16 protein-coding genes and 2 riboswitches are annotated in these 20,621 nt (G+C 60.1%); of the genes, 3 read left to right on the forward strand and 13 right to left on the reverse strand.

Going from position 1 to position 20,621, the window contains the following annotated elements; translation table 11 throughout:
• Positions 1-11: 11 nt before the first annotated feature.
• Genes IE038_RS02195 through wecB form a run of 4 tightly spaced genes read right to left on the reverse strand, consistent with a single transcriptional unit; the run spans position 12 to position 7,046 of the window.
• Positions 12-863, reverse strand: a complete 852-nt coding sequence (locus IE038_RS02195; protein ID WP_163933759.1) for a DUF4434 domain-containing protein — start codon at positions 861-863, stop codon at positions 12-14.
• Positions 863-3,724, reverse strand: a complete 2,862-nt coding sequence (locus tag IE038_RS02200) for an NfrA family protein (protein ID WP_189395041.1) — start codon at positions 3,722-3,724, stop codon at positions 863-865. The genes IE038_RS02195 and IE038_RS02200 overlap by 1 nt, the downstream gene beginning before the upstream one ends.
• Positions 3,721-5,895, reverse strand: coding sequence for a cyclic di-3',5'-guanylate-activated glycosyltransferase NfrB (nfrB, locus tag IE038_RS02205; protein WP_163933762.1), 2,175 nt, complete (start codon positions 5,893-5,895; stop codon positions 3,721-3,723). The genes IE038_RS02200 and nfrB overlap by 4 nt, the downstream gene beginning before the upstream one ends.
• On the reverse strand, positions 5,892-7,046 hold the full coding sequence (wecB, locus tag IE038_RS02210) for a non-hydrolyzing UDP-N-acetylglucosamine 2-epimerase (protein ID WP_189395042.1): 1,155 nt from the start codon (positions 7,044-7,046) through the stop codon (positions 5,892-5,894). Before wecB ends, nfrB begins: the two co-directional genes overlap by 4 nt.
• Before the next feature lie 336 nt (positions 7,047-7,382).
• Here wecB and ilvA point away from each other — a divergent pair, with 336 nt between their 5' ends.
• Positions 7,383-8,945, forward strand: a complete 1,563-nt coding sequence (ilvA, locus tag IE038_RS02215) for a threonine ammonia-lyase, biosynthetic (RefSeq protein ID WP_163933765.1) — start codon at positions 7,383-7,385, stop codon at positions 8,943-8,945.
• A gap of 84 nt (positions 8,946-9,029) precedes the next feature.
• On the forward strand, positions 9,030-10,178 hold the full coding sequence (gene yiaY, locus IE038_RS02220) for an L-threonine dehydrogenase (protein ID WP_163933768.1): 1,149 nt from the start codon (positions 9,030-9,032) through the stop codon (positions 10,176-10,178).
• A gap of 37 nt (positions 10,179-10,215) precedes the next feature.
• On the opposite strand, the gene IE038_RS02225 is transcribed toward yiaY, so the two are convergent.
• Together IE038_RS02225 and IE038_RS02230 are read right to left on the reverse strand one after the other, a co-directional pair.
• Positions 10,216-11,568, reverse strand: a complete 1,353-nt coding sequence (locus IE038_RS02225) for a GntP family permease (protein WP_163933771.1) — start codon at positions 11,566-11,568, stop codon at positions 10,216-10,218.
• A 99-nt stretch (positions 11,569-11,667) separates the two neighbouring features.
• The gene (locus IE038_RS02230) at positions 11,668-12,207 is read right to left on the reverse strand and encodes a gluconokinase (RefSeq protein WP_163933774.1); all 540 of its coding nucleotides are present in this window, start codon (positions 12,205-12,207) and stop codon (positions 11,668-11,670) included.
• A 206-nt stretch (positions 12,208-12,413) separates the two neighbouring features.
• Between IE038_RS02230 and gntR the strand changes: the two genes are divergently transcribed.
• A complete protein-coding gene (gntR, locus tag IE038_RS02235; RefSeq protein WP_163933778.1) occupies positions 12,414-13,433 on the forward strand; it encodes an HTH-type transcriptional regulator GntR in 1,020 nt (339 codons plus the stop codon).
• A 14-nt stretch (positions 13,434-13,447) separates the two neighbouring features.
• Here the strand turns inward: gntR and IE038_RS02240 are convergent, their stop codons facing one another.
• The 7 genes from IE038_RS02240 to IE038_RS02270 all read right to left on the reverse strand — a co-directional run bounded on the left by IE038_RS02240 (position 13,448) and on the right by IE038_RS02270 (position 20,019).
• Positions 13,448-16,759 carry a transporter substrate-binding domain-containing protein gene (locus tag IE038_RS02240; protein ID WP_163933780.1) on the reverse strand — a complete coding sequence of 1,104 codons (3,312 nt, stop codon included), beginning with the start codon at positions 16,757-16,759 and terminating at the stop codon, positions 13,448-13,450.
• Positions 16,756-17,364, reverse strand: a complete 609-nt coding sequence (locus tag IE038_RS02245) for a response regulator transcription factor (RefSeq protein WP_189395043.1) — start codon at positions 17,362-17,364, stop codon at positions 16,756-16,758. Before IE038_RS02245 ends, IE038_RS02240 begins: the two co-directional genes overlap by 4 nt.
• A 265-nt stretch (positions 17,365-17,629) precedes the next feature.
• Positions 17,630-17,875: a DUF1272 domain-containing protein gene (locus IE038_RS02250; RefSeq protein ID WP_163933783.1), complete on the reverse strand. Its 246-nt coding sequence runs from the start codon at positions 17,873-17,875 to the stop codon at positions 17,630-17,632.
• A 45-nt stretch (positions 17,876-17,920) separates the two neighbouring features.
• Positions 17,921-18,667 (reverse strand): precorrin-4 C(11)-methyltransferase, encoded by a 747-nt coding sequence (gene cobM / locus IE038_RS02255; protein WP_163933786.1) that lies wholly within the window; start codon positions 18,665-18,667, stop codon positions 17,921-17,923.
• Between the two features lie 37 nt (positions 18,668-18,704).
• Positions 18,705-19,130 carry a cobalamin biosynthesis protein gene (locus IE038_RS02260; RefSeq protein WP_163933789.1) on the reverse strand — a complete coding sequence of 142 codons (426 nt, stop codon included), beginning with the start codon at positions 19,128-19,130 and terminating at the stop codon, positions 18,705-18,707.
• Positions 19,130-19,819, reverse strand: coding sequence for a CbtA family protein (locus tag IE038_RS02265; protein WP_163933792.1), 690 nt, complete (start codon positions 19,817-19,819; stop codon positions 19,130-19,132). Before IE038_RS02265 ends, IE038_RS02260 begins: the two co-directional genes overlap by 1 nt.
• Before the next feature lie 11 nt (positions 19,820-19,830).
• The gene (locus IE038_RS02270; RefSeq protein ID WP_163933795.1) at positions 19,831-20,019 is read right to left on the reverse strand and encodes a CbtB domain-containing protein; all 189 of its coding nucleotides are present in this window, start codon (positions 20,017-20,019) and stop codon (positions 19,831-19,833) included.
• Positions 20,020-20,116: 97 nt separating this feature from the next.
• Positions 20,117-20,340, reverse strand: a riboswitch (cobalamin riboswitch).
• A 59-nt stretch (positions 20,341-20,399) separates the two neighbouring features.
• A riboswitch (cobalamin riboswitch) is annotated at positions 20,400-20,599 on the forward strand.
• Positions 20,600-20,621: the final 22 nt, after the last annotated feature.

The raw sequence follows: 20,621 nt of genomic DNA on the forward strand, positions 1-20,621 counted from the left end.
CAGGCGCCCGCTCAGGTACCGCCCGGGGCAGGCAAGAGGTGCCAGGCCCAAGGCCGGTAATGCAATTCGAACACTGCCTGCGGATGGCAGTCTGCGGTGGTTTGCGGTGGTGCCGGGTCAGCCTTGAACGGTTGGCCTTCCATGCTGGTCTGGCGGAATGCTTCACGGATGATGCCGATGTGGCAGGCGAGGGCTGCGGCATACTGCTGGCGGACGAACTCAGGCAGGCGCCCGGTACCCGTGCCGTCCTGCCACCATACCGTCAGGCCCAGGCTGGCCAATGTATCGAGCCAGTCTGCTTGTACCTTCGGTGACAGCTTGCCAGTGCTGAAGACACTGAGGTGCAAGGGGCCGTCGGCTTCGTGTATGAAGGCGTGCAGCAGCGTGTGCAGTGCTTCGCGGCGATCGGTCTGCTGGAAATGCAGGTCATCCAGTTCCATCGGCAGGTACCAACCGCTGACGGGAAGCGACCAGGTGTCCCGAAGCCGTCGCTGCTGAGCCAGCGATTGACCCAGTTGTGCTTTCCAATAAGCGATCAGCCCAGCACCGTCCAGTTCGTCGATACGCTGGTAGTAGGCGTCATCCAGGTGCAGGCCGAGTACCAATTGCAGCCCCTGTTCATGGGCGATGCGCAGGCTGTTTGCGAGCCAGCCCTGGGCGCCGCCAAAGTCTTCGCTACCGTAGCGGCTCCATTGCACGATCAGGGTCTGGCCGCCCCGGTTCACGGTTTCGCGCCAGAGGGTGCGCCATTGTGTCGGACTCAGCGCCGCGTCGCGGTTGACCGGCTGGTAGAACACGCGTTCGTCAGCATTGACCAGCAGGCTCAGGATCAGCAATAGCGCGCCCAACACATATCGAGGCATCAGAAGTTCAGCTCCACGCCCAGGAGCACGCCATTGGCGTGCTCATAAAGATTTCCGCCCAGCGCCTGCTGGTACTCCGTGCGCACCGTCAGATGGCCGCGATAGGCGTTGTAGCGGTCGTCATCGAACCACCATTGCCAGCGCAGGCCGAGACCGGTGCGCAGGTCCTGGCGCCAGTCACCGCCGGGATCATGGCTGGAAAACGCCAGAAAACCATAAGGCATCAGTGTTTGTGGGCTGGCGACCGGCAGTTTCCAGGTATGTCCTTGCTGGAACCGTGATGTCCACTGGTGATCACCGGCGTGCGTCCACCAGGCGGCGTCCAGGTACAGAGACCGTTCATTCCAGTGGTCTTCTACTGCACGCCAGTCATTGCGCACGTCACCTTGATCAAAGAACGAAGCCGTAGCGCGCAGTAGCAGGTCGTTGCTGCTCTGTGCATTGCTGCGAAGGTCGCCATAGTCGTCAGCGACGTTGCCGGGACTGAGCAGTTGCCCAAGGCTAAGGCCGCTGTAATGCTGATCGTCGATCTGGCGCTGGTGGTACAGCTCGGCGTACAGGTTCAGGTTGGCAGTGGCCAATGGCTTGTAGCTCAGGCCGATTCCGGTCCCCATGCTTTGGGCATAGCTGCTGCGGTCCTGGCCGCCGAACAGCACCCGTCCATACGCCGACAGCGTGCTGCCGTTGCGGCTCGGCTCATCACCCAAGGCGTGGTCCCACAGGGCCAGTTGTACGTTCTGCGAGGCGGCACGGCGTTGCGGGCTGTTGCTGCGCAGTGTGTCGTTGGTCGAGATGCCCGCCGGCGACCAGGTGCTGGCCAAGGTAACGCTGTCGCGTTGCGACAGGCTTTGATGGGCACGGCGTTGCCGGTAGATGCGGTCGGCGAGGCGGGTGTCATCGGCACCGTCGTCCACCACATAGTGCTCCAGATCGATGATACGACGCAGTTCCTGGCGGGCTGCCGCGCTGTTTTCGACCTCGTCGTAGCGCCAGGCCAGGGTTTCGCCAATGCGGTAGTCTTCTGGAAAGTCGTGGCTGGCGTGTATCAGGTAAGGCAGGGACTGCCGGCGCAATTGCGGTGTGTCGGCGGCGGCCAGTCGCACACCGTAGTCGGCGCGATAGCGGGGATTGTCGGGGGCTAGTCGTACCGCTTCTGCCAACCATTTGCGGCTCTGCTGTGGGTCATTGTTGTGTTGTGCGGTCACCGAGGCCGCGTAGTAATGATCGGCTCGCGGCTGATGGCGCAAGGCTTCGCGTTGCAGGTTCATGGCTTCGGCAACGTCACCACGGCCTTGCGCAATGGCTGCGCCCAATGCCCAGTCATCCGCGCTGGTGTGTGGTGCTGCACGCCAGTGTTGCAAGGCCTCTTGGGTGTGATTGCTGTTCAAGGCGCTTCGGGCGGCGGTGAGTCGGGCATTGGCAGTCCACTGTTCAGGGGGTAACTGCTGCCAGATCCTGTAGGCGGCTTCGGCATCGCCAGCCGCGTCCAGTGCATAGGCCAGGGGCACTTGGCTGGCCTGATCGCCGCGCTGAACTGCTACTTGGTAGTAGGCGACGGCCTCACCTGGGCGTTCTGGCATCGCACAGCGACCCAGCGCACGCAACTGGCCAACTTCACCGGGTATTGGCGGGGTCACATCGCGGACGACGTCGCAGTGTCCGGTCTGCGACAAACGGGCCAGCAGTTGTTCGCGGCTGGCGCTGTCGAGTTGTGGGATCAGGGTTTTGGCACGGTCTGCATCCAGTGGCCTGTCGATACGGCTGTACAGACCACCCAAGCGTTGCAACAACGCCGAAGGCCAGCGGCCCTGGCGACGATCGTAGGCATGTTCGAGCAACTGTTGCGCGCGGTTATCCTGATGGTTGGTGAGTTGCAGATAGGTCGCCTGATCCAGCGCCTCCAGGCTACCGTTGAGGAGGTAAAGGCGCTCCCAGAAATCGATGGCTTCACCGGGGCGGCGGGCGTGTTGCGGCATTGCTTCGGCCGGCAAGCGCTGGGCCAAGGCACTGCGGTCGCTCTGTCGGGTGAGTTCCGAGAGCTGCTGACGCTGTTGCGGTTGCTCACGGTCTTGCTTGGGTAATGATTGCAGCCAGCGTAGCGCCAGTGTCTTTTGTCCCATTGCAATGGCCCGGTTGATCAGCGCCAGGCGTATCTGGCGTGCTGCTTCTGCAGATGGCGGTTTTGCCAGCAGTGCGATCAGGGGTGTTTCGTCCAGGCGCTGGACGTAAGCATTGGCCAGGCGTTGCCACGCTTCCTCAGGCAGTGGGCCTCGGGCGGCCAAAGGGGCAAGTTCTGCAATGGTCTGTTCGCTATTGTGGAGTTGTTCAGACCAGTTGGCGCGAGCCATGCGCAGCAGGCGCTCATCCCCTTTGGATGGCAGTTGGTCGAGCCAGTCCAGCGCTCGTTGGGCCCCACCGAATTTGGCCAGGCTCAGGCTGTAGGCTTGCCACAGGCGGATACGCTGATCGGGATTACTGTCCGCTATCCAATGCTCAACCTGGCTTTTACCAGGCGGATCCTGCTCGATCCAGGTCAGGCGCAATTGCAGCAGCGCATCGTCGTATTCTGCGCGGGCACTAAGCGTTTCGGCCAATTGTTCGGCTTCGCGGTAGCGCCGCTGGTGGGTCAGTGCCTGAATCAACAGGGCACGTGCCTCATCATTGTTCGGCACTGTCTCAAGCAGGTGTCGAGTCAATCGTTCGACCTCCTGCCAATTATTCTCGCGGGCCTCGCGATAGCTGCGGTCCATGTAAGGAAAGCTGCGGAACCGTTCAAAACTGCTGAGCGGGTCGGCGAGTGCCTGGGTACTGACGTACGCCAACAGCAGGCCCGTGGCAATCAGCATTGGACGCCGTTTCATGCCACTTCCCGAACGATCTGGTAGGCAACCTGCTGCTCTGTAGCTTGCTCGGCCAGCGTTTCGTACAGCACTTCGGCGGTGATCATGCCGCGTGCCACCAGGTGCTCGCCAATGGACATCTGCTCAGCGTTGAAGTCAATCAGCGCCTGATTAAACAGGCTGCTTGGCAAAATGCCCCGCACCTGTAGCAGTGCGCCGAGCATGACTTGGTGATGACTGACCCGTTCGAGCAGCCTCTCATCATTCTGATGCCTGGCAAGCACGGCCAGCATCTGCCGTGTGTCCTCCTGTTGCCAAGGGCTGGGGTAGTGGTAACTCAAGCCCAGGGCGACCCGTCCCTGCGGGGCCAGTTGGCAGCGTACGGGGCGTTTTAGCTGGCGACTGATCACCCCGAGGGCGACTTGGCTGACCGGTCCCTCACTGGCCAGAACCAGCGTTGCCCCCTCTTCAGCGACCGGTAGTACGGCATAATGAATCGCCAGTCGACGAGGTAGCTGGGCAATCAGCTCCGGGGCAATCTTGAAAGGATTGAGTGGCGCCCACTCCAGCTCCAGCTGTTCGGCAAGGGCCTGGACCAGTTGCTCGCTGTCGATCAACCCGCGCAGCAGCAGTTCACGCCCCAAGCGCCGACGCACCGGGCTGGTCAGGGCTGCTTCCAGTTGCGCTTCACTGATCAGGCCCTTGGCCACCAATCGGTGCCCCAGCGGTACGCGCATGGGCGTGGTCAGGGCGGGAAACTCGTGAGTGGTCTTGTCCCAGGCAACCCGTCGCGAGTCGCCCATCTCCAGAACCTGGCGCAGGGCGCGCAGGTTGGCGAAAAAATTGACGAAGTTACTCCACATCATTCGTGGCGCCGACAGCAGGCCTTCGATGATGCCGTAGTAACGGGTGACGAAGTAGCCGCGTTGAAACAACCGATTGATCAAGAGCAGGCCATTGAGCCAAAGCAATGTCACCAACACGGGGCTGTCGGAGAGGATGGAAGGGAAGCGCCAGGCGTGTGGGGCGATCACCGTTACCAGCCACATGGCCAATAACACCAGGAACAACAGATTCACCAAAAAGCTCAGCAGGTAGGCGAAAAGTCCACGGCGATCGCGCCAGAGGAAGTAGTTGAGCGCCTTGGTATGGCCCCAGCCCAGGTTGCTGGTGCCCTGAAAAACAATCCCGACGATCCAGCGTGACTTCTGACGAATCGCGTGTTGCCAGTCACGCGGGAAGTGCTCGCGCACACAGATGACCTGGGCAAACTCGCGGCTCATTCCCCAACGCCATTCGCGCTTGAGCGCCAGTTGCGGGTCGTTCATCGAATAGCGGGCGAAGATGCACTTCATGCCCTTTTGCTTGAGCCTGAAGCCAATGTCGTAGTCTTCGGTAAGGCTCTGGACATCGAATGCAATGCCATCGCCGTCTTCAAGTAGGGCAGTGATTGCCCGTCGACTGAAACAGGTGCCGACACCGGCACTGGGTACCTGGCCGCTGAGGGCTTCGCGGACAATCACATCCTTGCCATGGTTTTCGGCGAATTCATCGACGTAATGCCCCGCAGTAAAACCGTGCCACTGTGGCGTGAAGGGGTAGACCGGTATCTGAATCATGTCCTTGTTGGGCAGGAGGTAGTTGAACAGCCGCAGCTCCATGGGTGAAATGACGTCCTCCGCGTCATGCAGAATGAAACCGGCGAACTCGATCCTGGCATCACGCTGGAAGCGCAGAATCGCGTCGATGATGTTGTTCAGGCAGTCCGCTTTGCTGGTTGGGCCGGGGCGGGCGCAGATGACTTTGTGAACATTTGGAAAGTGCAGGCACACCGCATCAACATCGGCTTGGGTTGACGGATCGTTGGGGTAGGTGCCGACAAAGATCTGGTAGTTTTCATAATCGAGGGTGGAGGCCGCCAGACGCGCCATTTCGCCGACGACGCCCACTTCGTGCCAGGCGGGCACCATGATTGCCAGCGGCTTTTCCGGCACGTCAAACAGGCGTCGTTCGTCAGCACGGGCGTACTTGTCGTAGATCCGAAAACGGCGCACCAGTTTGCGTAGCCAATAGACCAGGTCGATGAACAGGTCGTCTAGCCCCAGCAGGAACATCAGGCTGGCAAGTACAATGGCCAGCAGCTTGAGAGCAAACAGCACATAGGCCAGAAAATCGACCAGGCCCAGGCTCATGAAGATTCTCGCCCGGTGGCGTTTTCCTCGAGCCAGCGGCTCAGTCGTTCAGCGATGCGCTCGCTGGCATGTCCATCGCCGTAAGGGCTGAGTACCCGGCTCATGTGTTGGTAGACGTCAGGCTCTTCAAGTAAACGACTGGTCTCTTTGACGATCCGCTCGGTTTGTGTGCCTACCAGCACTACCGTGCCACCCTCCAGCACTGAAGGTCGCTCCGTGACTTTGCGCAGCACCAACAGTGGCTTGCCCAGCGCCGGGGCTTCTTCCTGGATGCCCCCGGAGTCACTCAGGATCAGGTACGCGCGGTCCATCAGCCAGACAAAGTGTTGATAGTCCTGAGGGGCGATCAACAAAATGTTCGGCTGATGCGAAAGCACCGAATAGACGGCTCTCTGCACGTGTGGGTTGAGGTGCACCGGGTAGACGAACTGGACGTCGGGGTAGCGCAGTGCCAATTCAGCGATCGCCAGGCAGATACGCTCAAAGCCATGCCCGAAATTTTCCCGGCGGTGGCCTGTGATCAGGACCATGCGCTGGTCATCGCGCAAGGCTGACAGTGGCGAGTTGGCGGCCGGTTTCCAGTGGCTGCTCTTGAGGTGTTCACGCATCCATAACAGGGCATCGATCACCGTGTTGCCGGTGACTTCGATCTGTTCCAGTACCACGCCTTCGCGCAACAGGTTATCGCGCGCCTTCTTGGTCGGAGGAAAGTGCAGGTCGGCGATGATGGCTGTCAGGCGTCGATTGGCCTCTTCTGGCCAAGGTGACTTGAGGTTGCCGGTACGCAGACCCGCCTCGACATGGGCAATGGGAATATGGCGATTGAAGGCGCAGAGGGCTGCGATGAAGCTGGTGGTGGTGTCGCCGTGAACCAGGACAATGTCGGGTTTCAGCCGGTCATAATGAAGGTCGAGTTTACCCAGCAACTGTTGGGAAAGCCCGTTCAGGCTCTGGTTGTCGGTCATCACCTGCAGGTCTATGTCGACAGTCAGGCCAAAGTCCCTGAGGACTTGACTGAGCATTTCTCGGTGCTGCCCGCTGGAGCAGATGTTCAGCTCTATCTCGGGCCACTGGCGCAATACCCTCGCCAGCGGCGCCATCTTGATCGCTTCAGGACGAGTGCCGAAAACCATCATGACTTTATAGGGCATGTTCGTGCTCCTCGTCGCGGCCTTGCGTCTGCTCAAAGTTGTACGGAATTCATGTCCTGTAGAAGTTAGAGACAAGCAGTTGCCCGCTGGGTTGTCCAATCGCTTGGTCGGAGACTTGCCCGTTAACCGGACAGAGCGGGCCAGGCACAAGTCGTTGACTTAGCGACAACGCTGGGCTAGTTTCCTTTCCATGACTTTACTCCCGCATTTGCCTCAGCACAGCATTATTACCGCCATTATCGTATTGGCGGGCTAGCTGGCACTTGCACCGAACCCGCCCTGGAGGCGGGTTCTTTCTCTCTCTCCTGGGCACTTTCAAGAAACCAGGAGTCACCGATGACCAGCCTTACTGCTTGCCCCAGCGCACCGACTGTCTTGACCACGATGCTGTCGGACTATGTGCGGCGGATCCTTGCCGCACCGGTGTATGACCTGGCAATTGAAACGCCTCTGCAATCCGCGCGGGCGCTATCCGCAGCGCTGGGCAATGACGTGCTGCTCAAGCGTGAAGACTTGCAGCCCACCTTTTCCTTCAAGATCCGCGGTGCCTATACCCGGCTGAGCGCGTTGACTGCGGCGCAGCGCGCGTGTGGTGTGGTCACCGCTTCTGCGGGTAATCATGCTCAGGGCGTTGCCTTGGCCGCCCGCGAACTGGCCATGATCGCCACCATCGTGATGCCAACCACCACCCCTGAGCTGAAGGTCGAGGGTGTACGTTCCCGTGGCGGCCAGGTGGTACTGCACGGCGAGAGCTTTCCTCAGGCCCTGGCCCATGCGCTGATGTTGGCCGATTCGGAGGGCATGACCTTTGTGCCGCCATTCGATGATCCGGATGTCATTGCAGGGCAGGGTACTGTTGCCATGGAGATCCTTCGTCAACAGCCTGGCAACCTGGATGCGATCTTCGTACCCGTCGGCGGCGGTGGTTTGATCGCCGGAATTGCGGCGTACGTCAAATACCTGCGCCCGTCGGTCAAGGTCATCGGTGTCGAGCCGCAGGACTCCAACTGCCTGCAAGCGGCAATGGCCGCCGGGGAGCGGGTCGTGTTGCCGCAGGTGGGCAGCTTTGCCGACGGGGTGGCAGTGGCGCAGATCGGTGCCCACTGCTTTGACGTGTGCCGTCACTTCGTGGATGAGGTGATCACCGTGGGTAACGATGAGATCTGCGCGGCGATCAAGGACATCTATGACGATACCCGCTCGATCACCGAACCGTCGGGTGCATTGGCCGTCGCCGGGATCAAGCGTTATGTGGCTTCACGTGGGGTGAGCGGGCAGACGCTGGTCGCCATCGACTCGGGGGCCAATGTCAATTTCGATCGCCTGCGCCATGTTGCCGAACGGGCCGAGTTGGGGGAGCAGCGTGAGGCAATCATTGCCGTGACGATCCCGGAACAACCGGGCAGTTTCCGGGCATTCTGCCAGGCGCTGGGCAAGCGTCAGATCACCGAATTCAACTACCGCTACTACCCCGGGAAAGAGGCCCGTTTGTTCGTTGGCGTGCAGACCCACCCACAGCGCGACCCGCGCGCGCAGTTGCTGGCAAGCCTGCGGGAGCAGGGCTACAACGTGCTCGACCTGACGGACAATGAGTTGGCCAAGCTGCATGTTCGTCACACGGTGGGTGGCCATGCCGGGCCGGGCGCCCACGAGCGGGTACTGCGCTTTGAGTTTCCGGAACGCCCTGGCGCCTTGTTGGCATTCCTTGAGCGACTGGGCAAGCGCTGGAACATCAGCCTGTTCCACTACCGCAATCATGGTTCCGCCGAAGCCAGGGTATTTGCCGCCCTCGAGGTCCCTGAGGAAGAGCGTGCCGAGTTGCCGGCAGCGCTGGACGCCATGGGCTACCGCTATTGGGATGAAACGGATAACCCGGCCTACCAGTTGTTTCTGGGTTGAACCCTGCGTTGCCTCAGATCAACACACGAATTGGCCCGGAGGTAGATCCTGAGTGCAATCGCACATTGCATGAGGGATTGGGTCATGAGCAGTACGTTTTTCATTCCAGCAGTCAACATCATGGGTATCGATTGCCTGACAGAGGCCATGGACGCGATTGCCGCTCATGGTTTTCGCAAGGCCTTGATCGTTACAGACAGTGGCCTTGCCAAGGCTGGCGTGGCCTACAAGATCTCCGAGCAGTTGGCGGTGCGCGACATTGATGCGGCAATCTTCGATGGCGCCAAGCCCAACCCCAGCATCGCCAACGTCGAGCAAGGTCTGGCGATGCTGGAGCGTGAGCGCTGTGACTTTGTCCTCTCGTTGGGCGGCGGTTCACCCCATGACTGTGCCAAGGGCATCGCACTGTGCGCTACCAACGGCGGGCATATCCGCGACTACGAAGGTGTTGATCGTTCGGCCAAGCCACAGTTGCCCCTGGTTGCCATCAACACCACAGCCGGTACTGCCAGTGAAATGACCCGTTTCTGCATCATTACCGACGAGGCACGCCACGTAAAAATGGCCATTGTCGACCGTAACGTGACGCCGCTGTTGTCGGTCAACGACCCGGCGCTGATGGTTGCCATGCCCAAGTCACTGACTGCCGCAACCGGCATGGACGCACTGACCCATGCGATTGAGGCGTATGTGTCGACGGCGGCTACGCCGATTACCGATGCCTGTGCACTGAAAGCGATTGAGTTGATCAGTGAGAACCTGCGCCAGGCGGTTGCCGAAGGCAGTGACCTCAAGGCCAGGGAGAACATGGCCTATGCACAGTTTCTGGCAGGCATGGCCTTCAACAATGCCTCTCTGGGCTATGTGCATGCGATGGCTCACCAGCTGGGCGGTTTCTATGACTTGCCTCATGGCGTCTGCAACGCGGTGCTGCTGCCGCATGTACAGCGCTTTAATGCCAGCGTCAGTGCGGCGCGCTTGCGCGATGTGGCCAAGGCCATGGGGATCGAAACCAATGGCTTGACCGCAGAGCAGGGCAGCGATGCGGCCATTGCCGGGATCGTCAGCCTGGCACGGGCTATCGATATTCCGGCCGGTCTGGCGGTACTTGGTGCACGCGAAGAGGATATCCCCACGTTGGCAACCAATGCGCTGAAGGATGCCTGTGGCCTGACCAACCCACGTCCGGCGAACCAGGCCGAGATTGAGGCGATCTTCAAGGCTGCGTTCTGATCTCGCGCTGGCGCCGGTCAGCCCGGCGCCAGTGTGATCAAACCACCCACGACAGCAGCATGATGAAGATGATGCCGACCACCGAGAGGAGGGTCTCCATCATGCTCCAGGTCTTGAACGTTTGCGCGACGGTCATGTTGAAGTACTGCTTCACCAGCCAAAACCCCGCATCGTTGACGTGAGACAGAATCAACGAGCCGGCCCCCGTGGCCAGTACCAACAATTCGCGGTTCACCCCTGGAATCATCCCGATCACCGGTGCAACGATTCCCGCGCCCGTGATGGTTGCGACCGTCGCTGATCCCGTGGCGATACGAATCACCGCGGCCACCAACCACGCCAGCATGATGGGGGAAATCTGCGCCTGTACGGCCATCTGCCCGATCACATTGCCAACCCCGGTATCGACCAGCATTTGCTTGAAGCCACCACCGGCGCCAACGATCAACACGATGGCGGCAGTAGGGGCCAGGCTTTGGTCCAGCAGCTTCATGATCTGCTGGCGACTGAAGCCGCGGGCTGAGCCGAAGGTGTAGAACGCCAGCAGCAGTGCCGCGAGGAGGGCGGTGATCGGGTGCCCGATCAGGTCCATCCACTGCCGAAAGACATGCTCGGCTGGCAGTACAACGTCTGCGAAGGTTTTCAGCAGCATAAGGAACACCGGCAACAGCACGGTGATCAGCGTCACGCTGAAGCTGGGCAGGTTTTGCTGGTTGGACTCACGCGCAATCTGTTCCATCAACGCCTGTGAGGGCGATCCTGGGATGTAACGTGAAATGAAGTTGCCATACAGGGGGCCGGCGATAATCGCGGTCGGCAGCGCGACGATCAACCCATAGAAAATCGTCTTGCCGATGTCAGCGTTGAAAATGCCAATCGCCAGCAGCGGGCCAGGATGTGGCGGTACCAGCCCATGCACCACGGACAGCCCGGCCAGCAGCGGAATACCGATCTTGATCAACGACACCCCGGAGCGCCGGGCAACGATGAACACCAATGGAATCAGCAAGACGAAGCCGATTTCAAAGAACAGTGGAATGCCTACCAGAAAGGCCGCAAACATCATCGCCCAATGGACATACTGTTTGCCGAACGCGCGGATCAACGTCTGTGCGATCTGGTCGGCGCCCCCAGAATCGGCCATCAGCTTACCGAGCATGGTGCCCAATGCCAGGACGATCCCGACGAAGCCCAGCACACCACCGAATCCGTCTTGAAATGACTTCATGACCTTGGCTACCGGCATGCCGGAGGTCAGGCCGAGAAAACCGGCAGCCAGGGTCAGGGCGACGAAAGGGTGGACTTTGAAGTGGGTTATCAGCAGCACCAAGCCGATGATGGTGACCAAAGCATCCAGGAGCAAATACGTGTCAGTTGCCAATCCGAACATGGTTCAGAGCCTCATATTGTCTTTATTTTGGGCAGTGCGGGTAGTGCTTGAACTGTCTGAGATAGCGCTATCTTTGGTGAGCCGGAGAATCGGTCGTAATCAGGCCGTTTGCGCCAACACCGTCTCACCGAAGGGCTTTAGCCATTGATCCACCCGATCTGCCAGTTGCTCGACCGGCAAGGTGGCATCCAGTGCCAGGGTCAAGGGTTCACCATGAGGGACTTCAAGGGCTGCGAACTGGCTGTCGATCAGGCTGGCCGGCATGAAATGCCCGGGACGGGCGCGGACTCTTCGGGTGGCCTCTTCAGGCGACAGTTCCAGGAAGACGAAACACAACCCTGGCACGGCATCACGCAAGGTTTGTCGGTAGCGTTGCTTGAGGGCAGAACACGTGAGAACAGGACGTTCGCCCGCCATGATCGTGGCCTGCAGTTCTTCTGCCAGGCGAATCAACCAGCCAGCGCGGTCTTGATCGTCGAGTGGAATGCCGGCGCTCATCTTTTCGATGTTGGCGGCAGGATGGAAGGCATCGCCTTCGATCAGGCGACCGCCGCTGCGCTCGGCAATGGCAGAACCGATGCAGCTCTTGCCGCATCCAGCTACGCCCATTACCACTATCGCGGACAGGGGAGAGTTCATCGGTACCTCCTGCGAGGCAAGATAGCGCTGTCTTTGGCCGGTCGAGTGAATGGCTCGGACGCTACCTGCCCAGATGTTATTGATTTTGTAGTTAGCAGTCTGGGTGCCCTTTGCAACGTGCACGCAGTTTTGCATTGCCTGACGCATGGGACAGCGCTACCTTAGTGCCCGTTCCCCACTCTTTGCAAGACAAAAATATCAGGCACATGACCCGCATCGGCTCCCGTACTACCGGTCGTCCCACCCTGGCAGAAGTGGCCAGACTTTCCGGGGTTTCCCCGATTACAGCGTCCCGCGCATTGCGCGGGGTCAGCACGGTTGCCCCTGAGCTGGTTGAAAAGGTCCAGGTTGCAGCGTCGACGCTGGGCTACATCGCCAACCCGGCAGCGCGCGCATTGGCGTCGGCGCAAAGCCAGTCGGTGGTGGTGCTGATCCCGTCGCTGTCCAACCACCTGTTCATCGATACCCTTGAAGCGATCCATGAGGTCATGCGTCCGCGCGGCCTGGAGGTCTTGATCGGTAACTACCACTACGACCAGACCGAAGAAGAAAACCTGATCAGGAACTACCTGGCCTATCAGCCCTGCGGCATCCTGCTCACTGGGTTCGACCGTACCGAAGCAGCGCAGCGGATGCTGAGCGCCAGTGCGGTGCCGTGTGTGCACATGATGGAGGTGAGCAGTGCAGAGGGTGTTATCTCGGTAGGCTTCTCGCAGCGCGATGCTGGCCGGGCAGCAGCGCAGCACCTGTTGGCCCGTGGACGACGCCGGTTGGGCTTTATTGCCGCGCAGTTGGACCCGCGCGTCATGCAGCGTGCAGAAGGCTTCCGCCAGGCATTGGCCGAAGCGGGCTTGCAAGCGCCGGAACTGGAGTTGCTGGCACCGGAGCCTTCGTCCATTGGGTTAGGGGGGGAGCTTTTCAGCCAATTGATTACCGAGCACCCTGACCTCGATGGCATTTTCTTCTGCAACGACGATTTGGCGCAGGGCGCGATATTTCAGGCGTTGCGCCAGGGTATTGCAGTGCCGGAGCGTGTTGCGATGGTGGGGTTCAACGACCTGCCCACATCGGCTCACCTGGTACCCCGATTGACCTCGATACGTACACCACGCGCGGCTGTTGGACGGTGCGCGGCGCAAGCACTGCTGGCAGTGCTGGACGGCAAGAAAGGCCTGCAACAGGCGCAGGACCTGGGGTTCGAGCTGGTCGTTCGCGAAAGTACGTAAGCCTGCACTGAGCCTTAGTGGACCCTGGTGCGTTGATTCAAGTGCGCATCCAGGTCGATCAGGCTTGTTTCCAGGTTCAGGATCAGGGCCTGCAAGGCGCGCGGTGAGGGTTTTCCGGCGCAAGCCTGCTCAACCGCTTCACAGCACTGTACGACGCCGCGGGCCTTGAGCATTTTCGCGCCCCCCTTGATTCGGTGCGCCAGTGCACGCAGATCCTGAAGCGTAGGCGCAGGGCCGAGGGCTTGTAATGCCTGGAGGTCTTCGGCGTTACTCTGTGCCAGTTCACCCAACAGACGTGTTATCAGTTTCGGATCACCCAGCGTCAAGTAGCGCAGATTATCGATATCAAAGCCGCTACTGCCTGTATCGCTGACACTGTCTACGGGTGCAGCGTCGACCTCCGCGTCGGCCCCGGAAGTGTGCAAATGGCGGCGCAATTCGTTCAGGCCGATCGGCTTGAACAGGCAGTCATTCATGCCAGAGGCCAGGCAGCGCTCGCGCTCTTCGGCTTGCGCGTTTGCGGTCAGGCCGAGGATCAAGCAGGGCGGCTGGTTGCTCTCGGCCTCTGCGCTGCGGATGCGCCGCGTCAGTTCATGACCATCCATGATGGGCATGTTGCAATCGCTGATGACCACATCGAAACGTTGGTTCTGCCAGGCTTGCAGCGCAGTGCTGCCGTCATTTGCCAAGGTGACACGGTGCCCGAGTACGCTGAGTTGCTTCTCCAGCAACATCAGGTTGGCCGGATAGTCATCGACGACAAGGATGTTCAGTGTCGGGGCGACCCTGTCCGAGGGTACATCCTCCGTTGGCAAGGTTGGCACGCTGCTGGCGTCGACCCGCGGTACGTACAGCTCGATACAGATCCGGGTGCCTTGCCCAAGCGTGCTGTGCAAGGTCAGACGCCCACCCATGAGTTCACACAGCGTACGGCTGATGACCAGCCCCAGGCCGGTACCTTGTTGGGACAGTTCATGGTTGGCCTGCACAAACGGGCTAAACAAGCGTGCCTGGTCATCGGCGCTGATGCCGATACCGGTGTCTTCCACGTCTAGCTGCAGGTCCATGTGCGGGTCTGTAGGGGCGCTGTCGGCTCGCAGGTTGATCGTGATCTGGCCGCGCTCGGTGAACTTGATGGCGTTACTCAACAGGTTTGACAGCACCTGCCTGAAACGCAGAGGGTCAATCACCGCAAGGCCGGGCAACGGGCTCTGCAGGTTGGATTGCAATGTCAGCCCCTTGAGCCTGGCGCTGCCTTCATGCATGCGCACGGTGGCGTTGATCACTGCCAACAGATCGGTTGGTTGTGGTGTCAGCGTCATGTGCCCCGACTCGATTCGGGCGATGTCCAGAATATCGCCGATCAGCTCCAGAAGACCATTGGCTGCATCAGAGGCAACCTTTAGCGAAGCAGGGTCTGCACGACCTTGCTCGGCATCGATGACCGCCAGTTCCAACAGGCCGATGACGGCGTTCATCGGTGTCCGGATCTCATGGCTCATGGTCGCCAGAAAGGTACTCTTTGCCCTGTTGGCAGAATCGGCTTGCTCCTTCGCCTGACGCAGCTCTTCAAGCAAGCGTTTGCTGAAGCCCAACTGTTCCTGCAATGCCTGTTCGGCTTCAGTGCGTTGCCGGATCAGTTTGCGCAGGTAATGGTTCCAAAAAAAGATGGCGCCGATGACCAGGCCTGCCCCAATCAAAATCTGCAGGATCAGTGCGCGGTAGTTCTGCCAAAGATCGTTGCTGATCAGTGCATTGGTCCGCCAACGGTTGGTCAACTGGATCATTTCGTCAGGCGGGATGCTCAACAAGGCCTTGTTCAGAATCGAATGCAGAACGGTGGCATCGCGGGCGGTGGCAAAGGCCGCAGTAACCGGTGTATCACCGAGCGTTGCACAAATACGCAAACGGTCCTTGAACAGGCGCCGGGTGAAGTAGACAGCATTGAGGTGAGTGCTGATGGCGGCGTCTGCCCGGCCTTGCGCGACGTACTCCATCAGCGCCATGGCATTCGGTGCCTCGACCAACTGAATGTCCGGGTGCTGTTTCAGCAATTGTTCCTTGAAGGCGTAGTCGCGCACGACCGCCAGGCGTCGACCTTTGAGCTGTTCGAGGCTCTGTGGTGCGTCATCGCGCAGGCTTGTGACAATCACCTGCGGGTTGGCCAGGTACGGGCGTGTAAAGCTGAGCCGGGCATCTCGAGACGGCCCGTACATCAGGGCGCCGGCTATGTCGGCTTGACCTTGCTCGACCTGCTCGATGATTGCCGATACCGAAGGGGCGTCGACGAACTCGAACCTCAACCCGGTGCGTAATGTGATCTGTTCCAGCAAGTCGATGGTAATGCCACGGTAATGCTGGTTGTCATCGATAAACGTCAGCGGCGCGTAGGTGCTGTTCACTGCAACCCGTACGATGGGGTGCTGCTTGATCCAGGCGCGTTCGCTAGCATTGAGTGATGACACTTCGCGGTCGAGCAGGATGCTCGCATTGCCGCTGCTCCAGCGGCGCAGCACATTCAGACGGTCACTGTCTGCAATACTGCCCAGTGCCTGGTTGACCAGCCGTAGCAAGGTCTGATTATCGCGTGAGAGCGCGAAGGAAAAACTGCTTCGGTCATTTTTTACAAAATGCGATATATGCAGGCTGTCTTGAAAGTACCGGCCAATCAGATAGTCGGAACTGACGACATCACCGAAATAGGCCTGGGCTTGGCCCAAGGCCACGGCAGACAGGGCACTCAGGGTGGAGTTGTAGAGCTGCAAGTGAGCCGCGGGATAAAGCTGGCGAACCTCTTCCTCTGGCAGGTAGTGATCCACCATGGCCAATGTCACATTCGCCAGCGGGTCCTCTGCACTGCGGGGTTTGCCCAGAGGCGTAACGATGATGGGTTGATCATCGGCATACGGCTGGCTCAGCATCAGCGCGGTATCTGCAGCCTCATAACCGTTGGCGCTGCCCAGCAAGTCAATGCGACCTGCATCCAGGGCTGCGATGGCATCGCGACGGCTGGAGAACCGACGCACCTCAATCGGCATTCCCAATTGTTCGCCAACCAGGCCCGCGTAATCGGCTGTCAGGCCTTCGTAGTCGGTTTGGCTGAGATTGATGTCGAACGGCGGATAGTCTGGGGCTGAGGTGCCCAACACCAGTACCCGCTTGCCGTTTAACCACTGACGGTCGTTCACCGACAAGGACAATGGTTTGCTGCTGCTCAATGAGCGGGCAAGCAGATTGCGTGGCTCACCCTGTTCATCGGCCACGGCGAGGCTGGCTGCCAGTAACGCCAGGCAGCAGAGCAAGGGCGCCAGCCGTAGAGGTCTCATGTCAGGTTACGGTTGGCCAGATCGACCATTTCCACCAACGAACTGACCTGTAGCTTCTCCATGATCCGGGTTTTGTAGGTGCTGATGGTCTTTGGACTGAGCATCATCTCCTCGGCTATGTCCTTGTTGGAGCGACCTGCTGCCAGCAAGCGCAACACCACCATTTCCTGATCAGACAAGTCCGTCAGGCGTTCCCCCTCACTGGCCATCGGGCCGCGCAAGGACATGTCGGGGAAGTACGCGTAACCGGAAACAACGGCTTTCAAGGCAGCCAGGAAAGACTGTTCCGTCTCTTCCTTGTGAACGAAAGCCGACGCACCTGCATCCAGGCACCTGCGGGAAAACAGTTCTGCAGGTTGCCCGGTGTAAACCAGAATGCGAGGAGGCGGCTCAAGCAAGCGCAGGCGCTTGAGCACACTAAGGCCATCTAGGCGGGGGATGCCAATATCAAGAACGACAACGTCAGGTTTGAGTTCTCGAATCAGTTGCACCGATTCGACGCCGTCGCCGGACTCACCGACCACGTGGTAACGGTGTTGCTCCAGCAGCATCTTTAAGCCAATGCGGATCGTTGGGTGATCGTCGACGATCAAGACCTTCGCCATCGCGCAACTCCTTGTCGTAAATGTGGGCCTTTTCTTGATTCTCTCAGGAAGGCGCGCCTGGCCGTTGTCGGCAAGCAGCCTACGATACGTCGAATGGGGTCTGATGAGTATGGAGATTATAGAAGCGTAGGAAATTATGCGCAGGATAAAAGAAACGCCCTACAGCCAAGGTAATACATGCCGGGTTGTGGTGCAAAAACGCCGGCAGCGCATCCTCAAATGAGGACGCGCGCAATGATTTTTTTCGCTGGGGAGGCTGTGCAAACTAGCGGCTGGAGCAGCCCTTGTCCTTGACGATTCGCAGTGTTGACGCAGGGTTCCTGGCCAATGCTGCACCCACTCGGGGCGGACGCGCAGTGAGTTGTCCCCCGCAGTTCGGACACCGCCCCTTCAGGGTGTGGTCGCTGCAGTCTCGACAGTAGGTGCATTCGAAGGAGCAGATAAAGGCATCCGTGCTGTCCCCCGGAAGATCAGTACCACAGCATTCACAGTTGGGGCGCAATTCAAGCATGGTCGACTCCTTCGGACTGAATGGGTGTGCTGCTGCGGAGGTTGTCTAGGGGCGGTACAGGTGTGCGTGTCCGGCGCGGTACAGCGCCGACTCGGCAAAGGCATCGGCAGCCAGCACCCGGCCGACCAGAATCAACGCTGTACGCCGGAAGCCTTTAGCCTGCACCTGCGGCAGAATATCGTCCAGTGTCCCTTTGACCCAGTCCTGATCTGGCCATGTAGCCCGGTGCACCACGGCAATGGGGCAATCCCCGCCGTAGTGTGGGCGCAGTTCTTCGATGATTTTTGCCAGGTGCTGTACACCCAGGTGTACGGCAAGCGTGGCCTTGTGTGTTGCCAGATTGGCAAGCTCTTCGCCGGCCGGCATCGGCGATTTGTCGGCATAGCGGGTGAGGATCACGCTCTGCGAGACCTCCGGCAGGGTCAACTCGCACCCCAGCAGGGCGGCACTGGCAGCGGCCGCGGTGACGCCGGGAATGATCTCGAAGGGGATAGCCAGTTCGCGCAGATGCCGAATCTGCTCGCCTATGGCCCCGTATAGGCTAGGGTCGCCACTGTGTACACGGGCAACATCCTGGCCTTTGGCATGTGCTTCACGCATGGCGTCGATAATTTGCGCCAGGTGCAGCTCGGCGCTGTTGATCACGGTTTCGGCGCGGTGCCCTTCGAGCACTGCTGCGGGAACCAGGGAGCCGGCGTAGATAATCACCGGGCAGCGATGAATCAGGCGCTGGCCCTTGACGGTAATCAGCTCCGGGTCACCGGGGCCGGCACCGATGAAATAAACGGTCATGGGCACATCCTGAATTTAAAGTCGAGGCGAGGCGGGATTATCTGCCAAAGGTGCTGCCGCAAGCCAATGCCAGGGTGGCATTGATGCTGGTGCGGCGGGAAACACAGAGCTGCGCGGGAGTTGCATCGAGCTGTTCGGCCACCGCCAGCGCAGCACTTTCAGCTACGCCGTAACAACCGCTGTGCGTAAAGGCATTGATCGAGCGGTGGGTCAGGCGTGATTCAAAAGCCGCCAACTCGGCAGCACTGAAAAACAGTAGCGGAATGCCGAGCTGGGCGGCGAGGGCATGCAGGCCGGGCTCCTGGCTTTTCAGCTCGATGCTGGCAATGCCGCCAAGGCTATCGCGGGTGAGGCCGTGGGCTTGCAGAACTTGATCCAGCAGATCGCTCAAGGCCGTCACCGAACAGCCTCGGCGACAGCCCAATCCGGCGAACACCCGCAACGGATTGGGCCGTTCAGGCATTATGCCTGGCTCTGGCGACGGTACAGCCAACTGCTGACCAGACCCAATGCCAGCCAGAAGGCGGCGTTGGTCAGCAGGGAAGCGACTTTGAATTCAGCTTCCAGCGCTTCTGGTGCCAGCGCCTCGTGCACGTCTGGCTGCGGCGCACCGATAACATGAGGGATGATCAGTAGCACGGCGCCCAGCACCTTGAGCAAACCGTTGCGGGCGAATGCAATCAACCCCAGGCCGACAGCGGTGGCTGCAGCAGTGCCGATCCACCAGAACTGACGTTGTGCCAGGTCGGCAGCGGCTGTGCCTGGCAGCTCTGGCGGCAACCCCAGCGTCGGAGCCAGACAGAACACCGCAAAGCCTGCCAGGCCCCACAGTGCACCCGCGGCCAGGCCGCCAGGGGCGCGCAAGGTATACAGCGCCGCCAGCACCAAGGCAAAACCGACAGCCACTACCAGATTGCCGCCGGTGGTGGACAGCAGGCGCTGCCAGCCATCTTCGGGGGCCCAGGCTTCTGCATCATGATGATGTGCGGCGGCACCCGCGTCATGGCTATGGGTTTCGACGACTGGCGCCGCGCTCTCATAGGTTTCCGCCTTGATAATCAGTGGCGTGACCCACAGGCTCTGCAGCAACGTCAGCAGCAGGGCGGCGAGCAGGCCGGTGAAACCGGCGGTGCGGGCAATGTGCTTGATCATGGTGTTATCCCTTAATGGCAAGGGAATGCAGCGCTATGACGGGTATCGTGGGCCGCATTATGAACGGCCTCAATGTGCGAGAAGCCGGCGAAGTAAACCAGGCACAAGCCCAGCAGCGATGCGCCGATCGCGACGACCAGGCGCTGGCTGCGGGTGCTGCTGACGGCGGCGGAGTGGCTGTGGGCGGTAGTGATAGGCATGGCGCTTTCCTCTGGAGTTTTATCGGCAACAGGCAAGCGCAGGGAACCCGTGGACGGATTCGCCCAGAGGTTGCAACAGCGCCCGCCCACCGCGGGTTTGTCAATTCTGTGTTGGGCCGGTCTCCGGGCTTACGAGGGCTGGCACTGTGCTCAGCCTGGAGCGTCACCTTCCCATGCCGCAGCTGGCACAGTGGTCTAGACGCTTTCCTCGCTTACCGTTGCGGGGGCAGCACCGGAATGGTCGCAGGCGATTGATAGACGCTGCGATGCACCGGTTTCCCGTTTCACCTTGTTAAAGGCACCCAAACGAAGGCGGTAGCAAATCACGGGCGGCAGTGCACGTCAATGACAACAGCGGTTGACCGGTCCAGAGCGACTGCGTAGCCTTGCCGTTTCGAGGTTCTCCGGTCAGCCCGGAGCTAAGACGGGAACGCGGTTGAAGCCGCGGCTGCCCCCGCAACTGTAAGCGTTGCAAAGCCTGGCATTGCCACTGCGTAGTTTTGCGGGAAGGCGCCGGTGCCGCTGGCACGTTCGCCAGCACGACGCAAGCCAGGAGACCTGCCTCGGACAGTTTCCGACATTCAACCGGGCGGGGTGATCCG

Origin of the sequence: Pseudomonas laurentiana (assembly GCF_014648275.1) — a bacterium.
Classification (GTDB): Bacteria; Pseudomonadota; Gammaproteobacteria; order Pseudomonadales; family Pseudomonadaceae; genus Aquipseudomonas; species Aquipseudomonas laurentiana.

Coding starts and splice junctions, on each gene's coding strand:
- IE038_RS02195 (WP_163933759.1), bottom strand. CDS start 863: ATGCCTCGATATGTGTTGGGCGCGCTATTGCTGATCCTGAGCCTGCTG.
- IE038_RS02200 (WP_189395041.1), bottom strand. CDS start 3,724: ATGAAACGGCGTCCAATGCTGATTGCCACGGGCCTGCTGTTGGCGTAC.
- nfrB (WP_163933762.1), bottom strand. CDS start 5,895: ATGAGCCTGGGCCTGGTCGATTTTCTGGCCTATGTGCTGTTTGCTCTC.
- wecB (WP_189395042.1), bottom strand. CDS start 7,046: ATGCCCTATAAAGTCATGATGGTTTTCGGCACTCGTCCTGAAGCGATC.
- ilvA (WP_163933765.1), top strand. CDS start 7,383: ATGACCAGCCTTACTGCTTGCCCCAGCGCACCGACTGTCTTGACCACG.
- yiaY (WP_163933768.1), top strand. CDS start 9,030: ATGAGCAGTACGTTTTTCATTCCAGCAGTCAACATCATGGGTATCGAT.
- IE038_RS02225 (WP_163933771.1), bottom strand. CDS start 11,568: ATGTTCGGATTGGCAACTGACACGTATTTGCTCCTGGATGCTTTGGTC.
- IE038_RS02230 (WP_163933774.1), bottom strand. CDS start 12,207: ATGAACTCTCCCCTGTCCGCGATAGTGGTAATGGGCGTAGCTGGATGC.
- gntR (WP_163933778.1), top strand. CDS start 12,414: ATGACCCGCATCGGCTCCCGTACTACCGGTCGTCCCACCCTGGCAGAA.
- IE038_RS02240 (WP_163933780.1), bottom strand. CDS start 16,759: ATGAGACCTCTACGGCTGGCGCCCTTGCTCTGCTGCCTGGCGTTACTG.
- IE038_RS02245 (WP_189395043.1), bottom strand. CDS start 17,364: ATGGCGAAGGTCTTGATCGTCGACGATCACCCAACGATCCGCATTGGC.
- IE038_RS02250 (WP_163933783.1), bottom strand. CDS start 17,875: ATGCTTGAATTGCGCCCCAACTGTGAATGCTGTGGTACTGATCTTCCG.
- cobM (WP_163933786.1), bottom strand. CDS start 18,667: ATGACCGTTTATTTCATCGGTGCCGGCCCCGGTGACCCGGAGCTGATT.
- IE038_RS02260 (WP_163933789.1), bottom strand. CDS start 19,130: ATGCCTGAACGGCCCAATCCGTTGCGGGTGTTCGCCGGATTGGGCTGT.
- IE038_RS02265 (WP_163933792.1), bottom strand. CDS start 19,819: ATGATCAAGCACATTGCCCGCACCGCCGGTTTCACCGGCCTGCTCGCC.
- IE038_RS02270 (WP_163933795.1), bottom strand. CDS start 20,019: ATGCCTATCACTACCGCCCACAGCCACTCCGCCGCCGTCAGCAGCACC.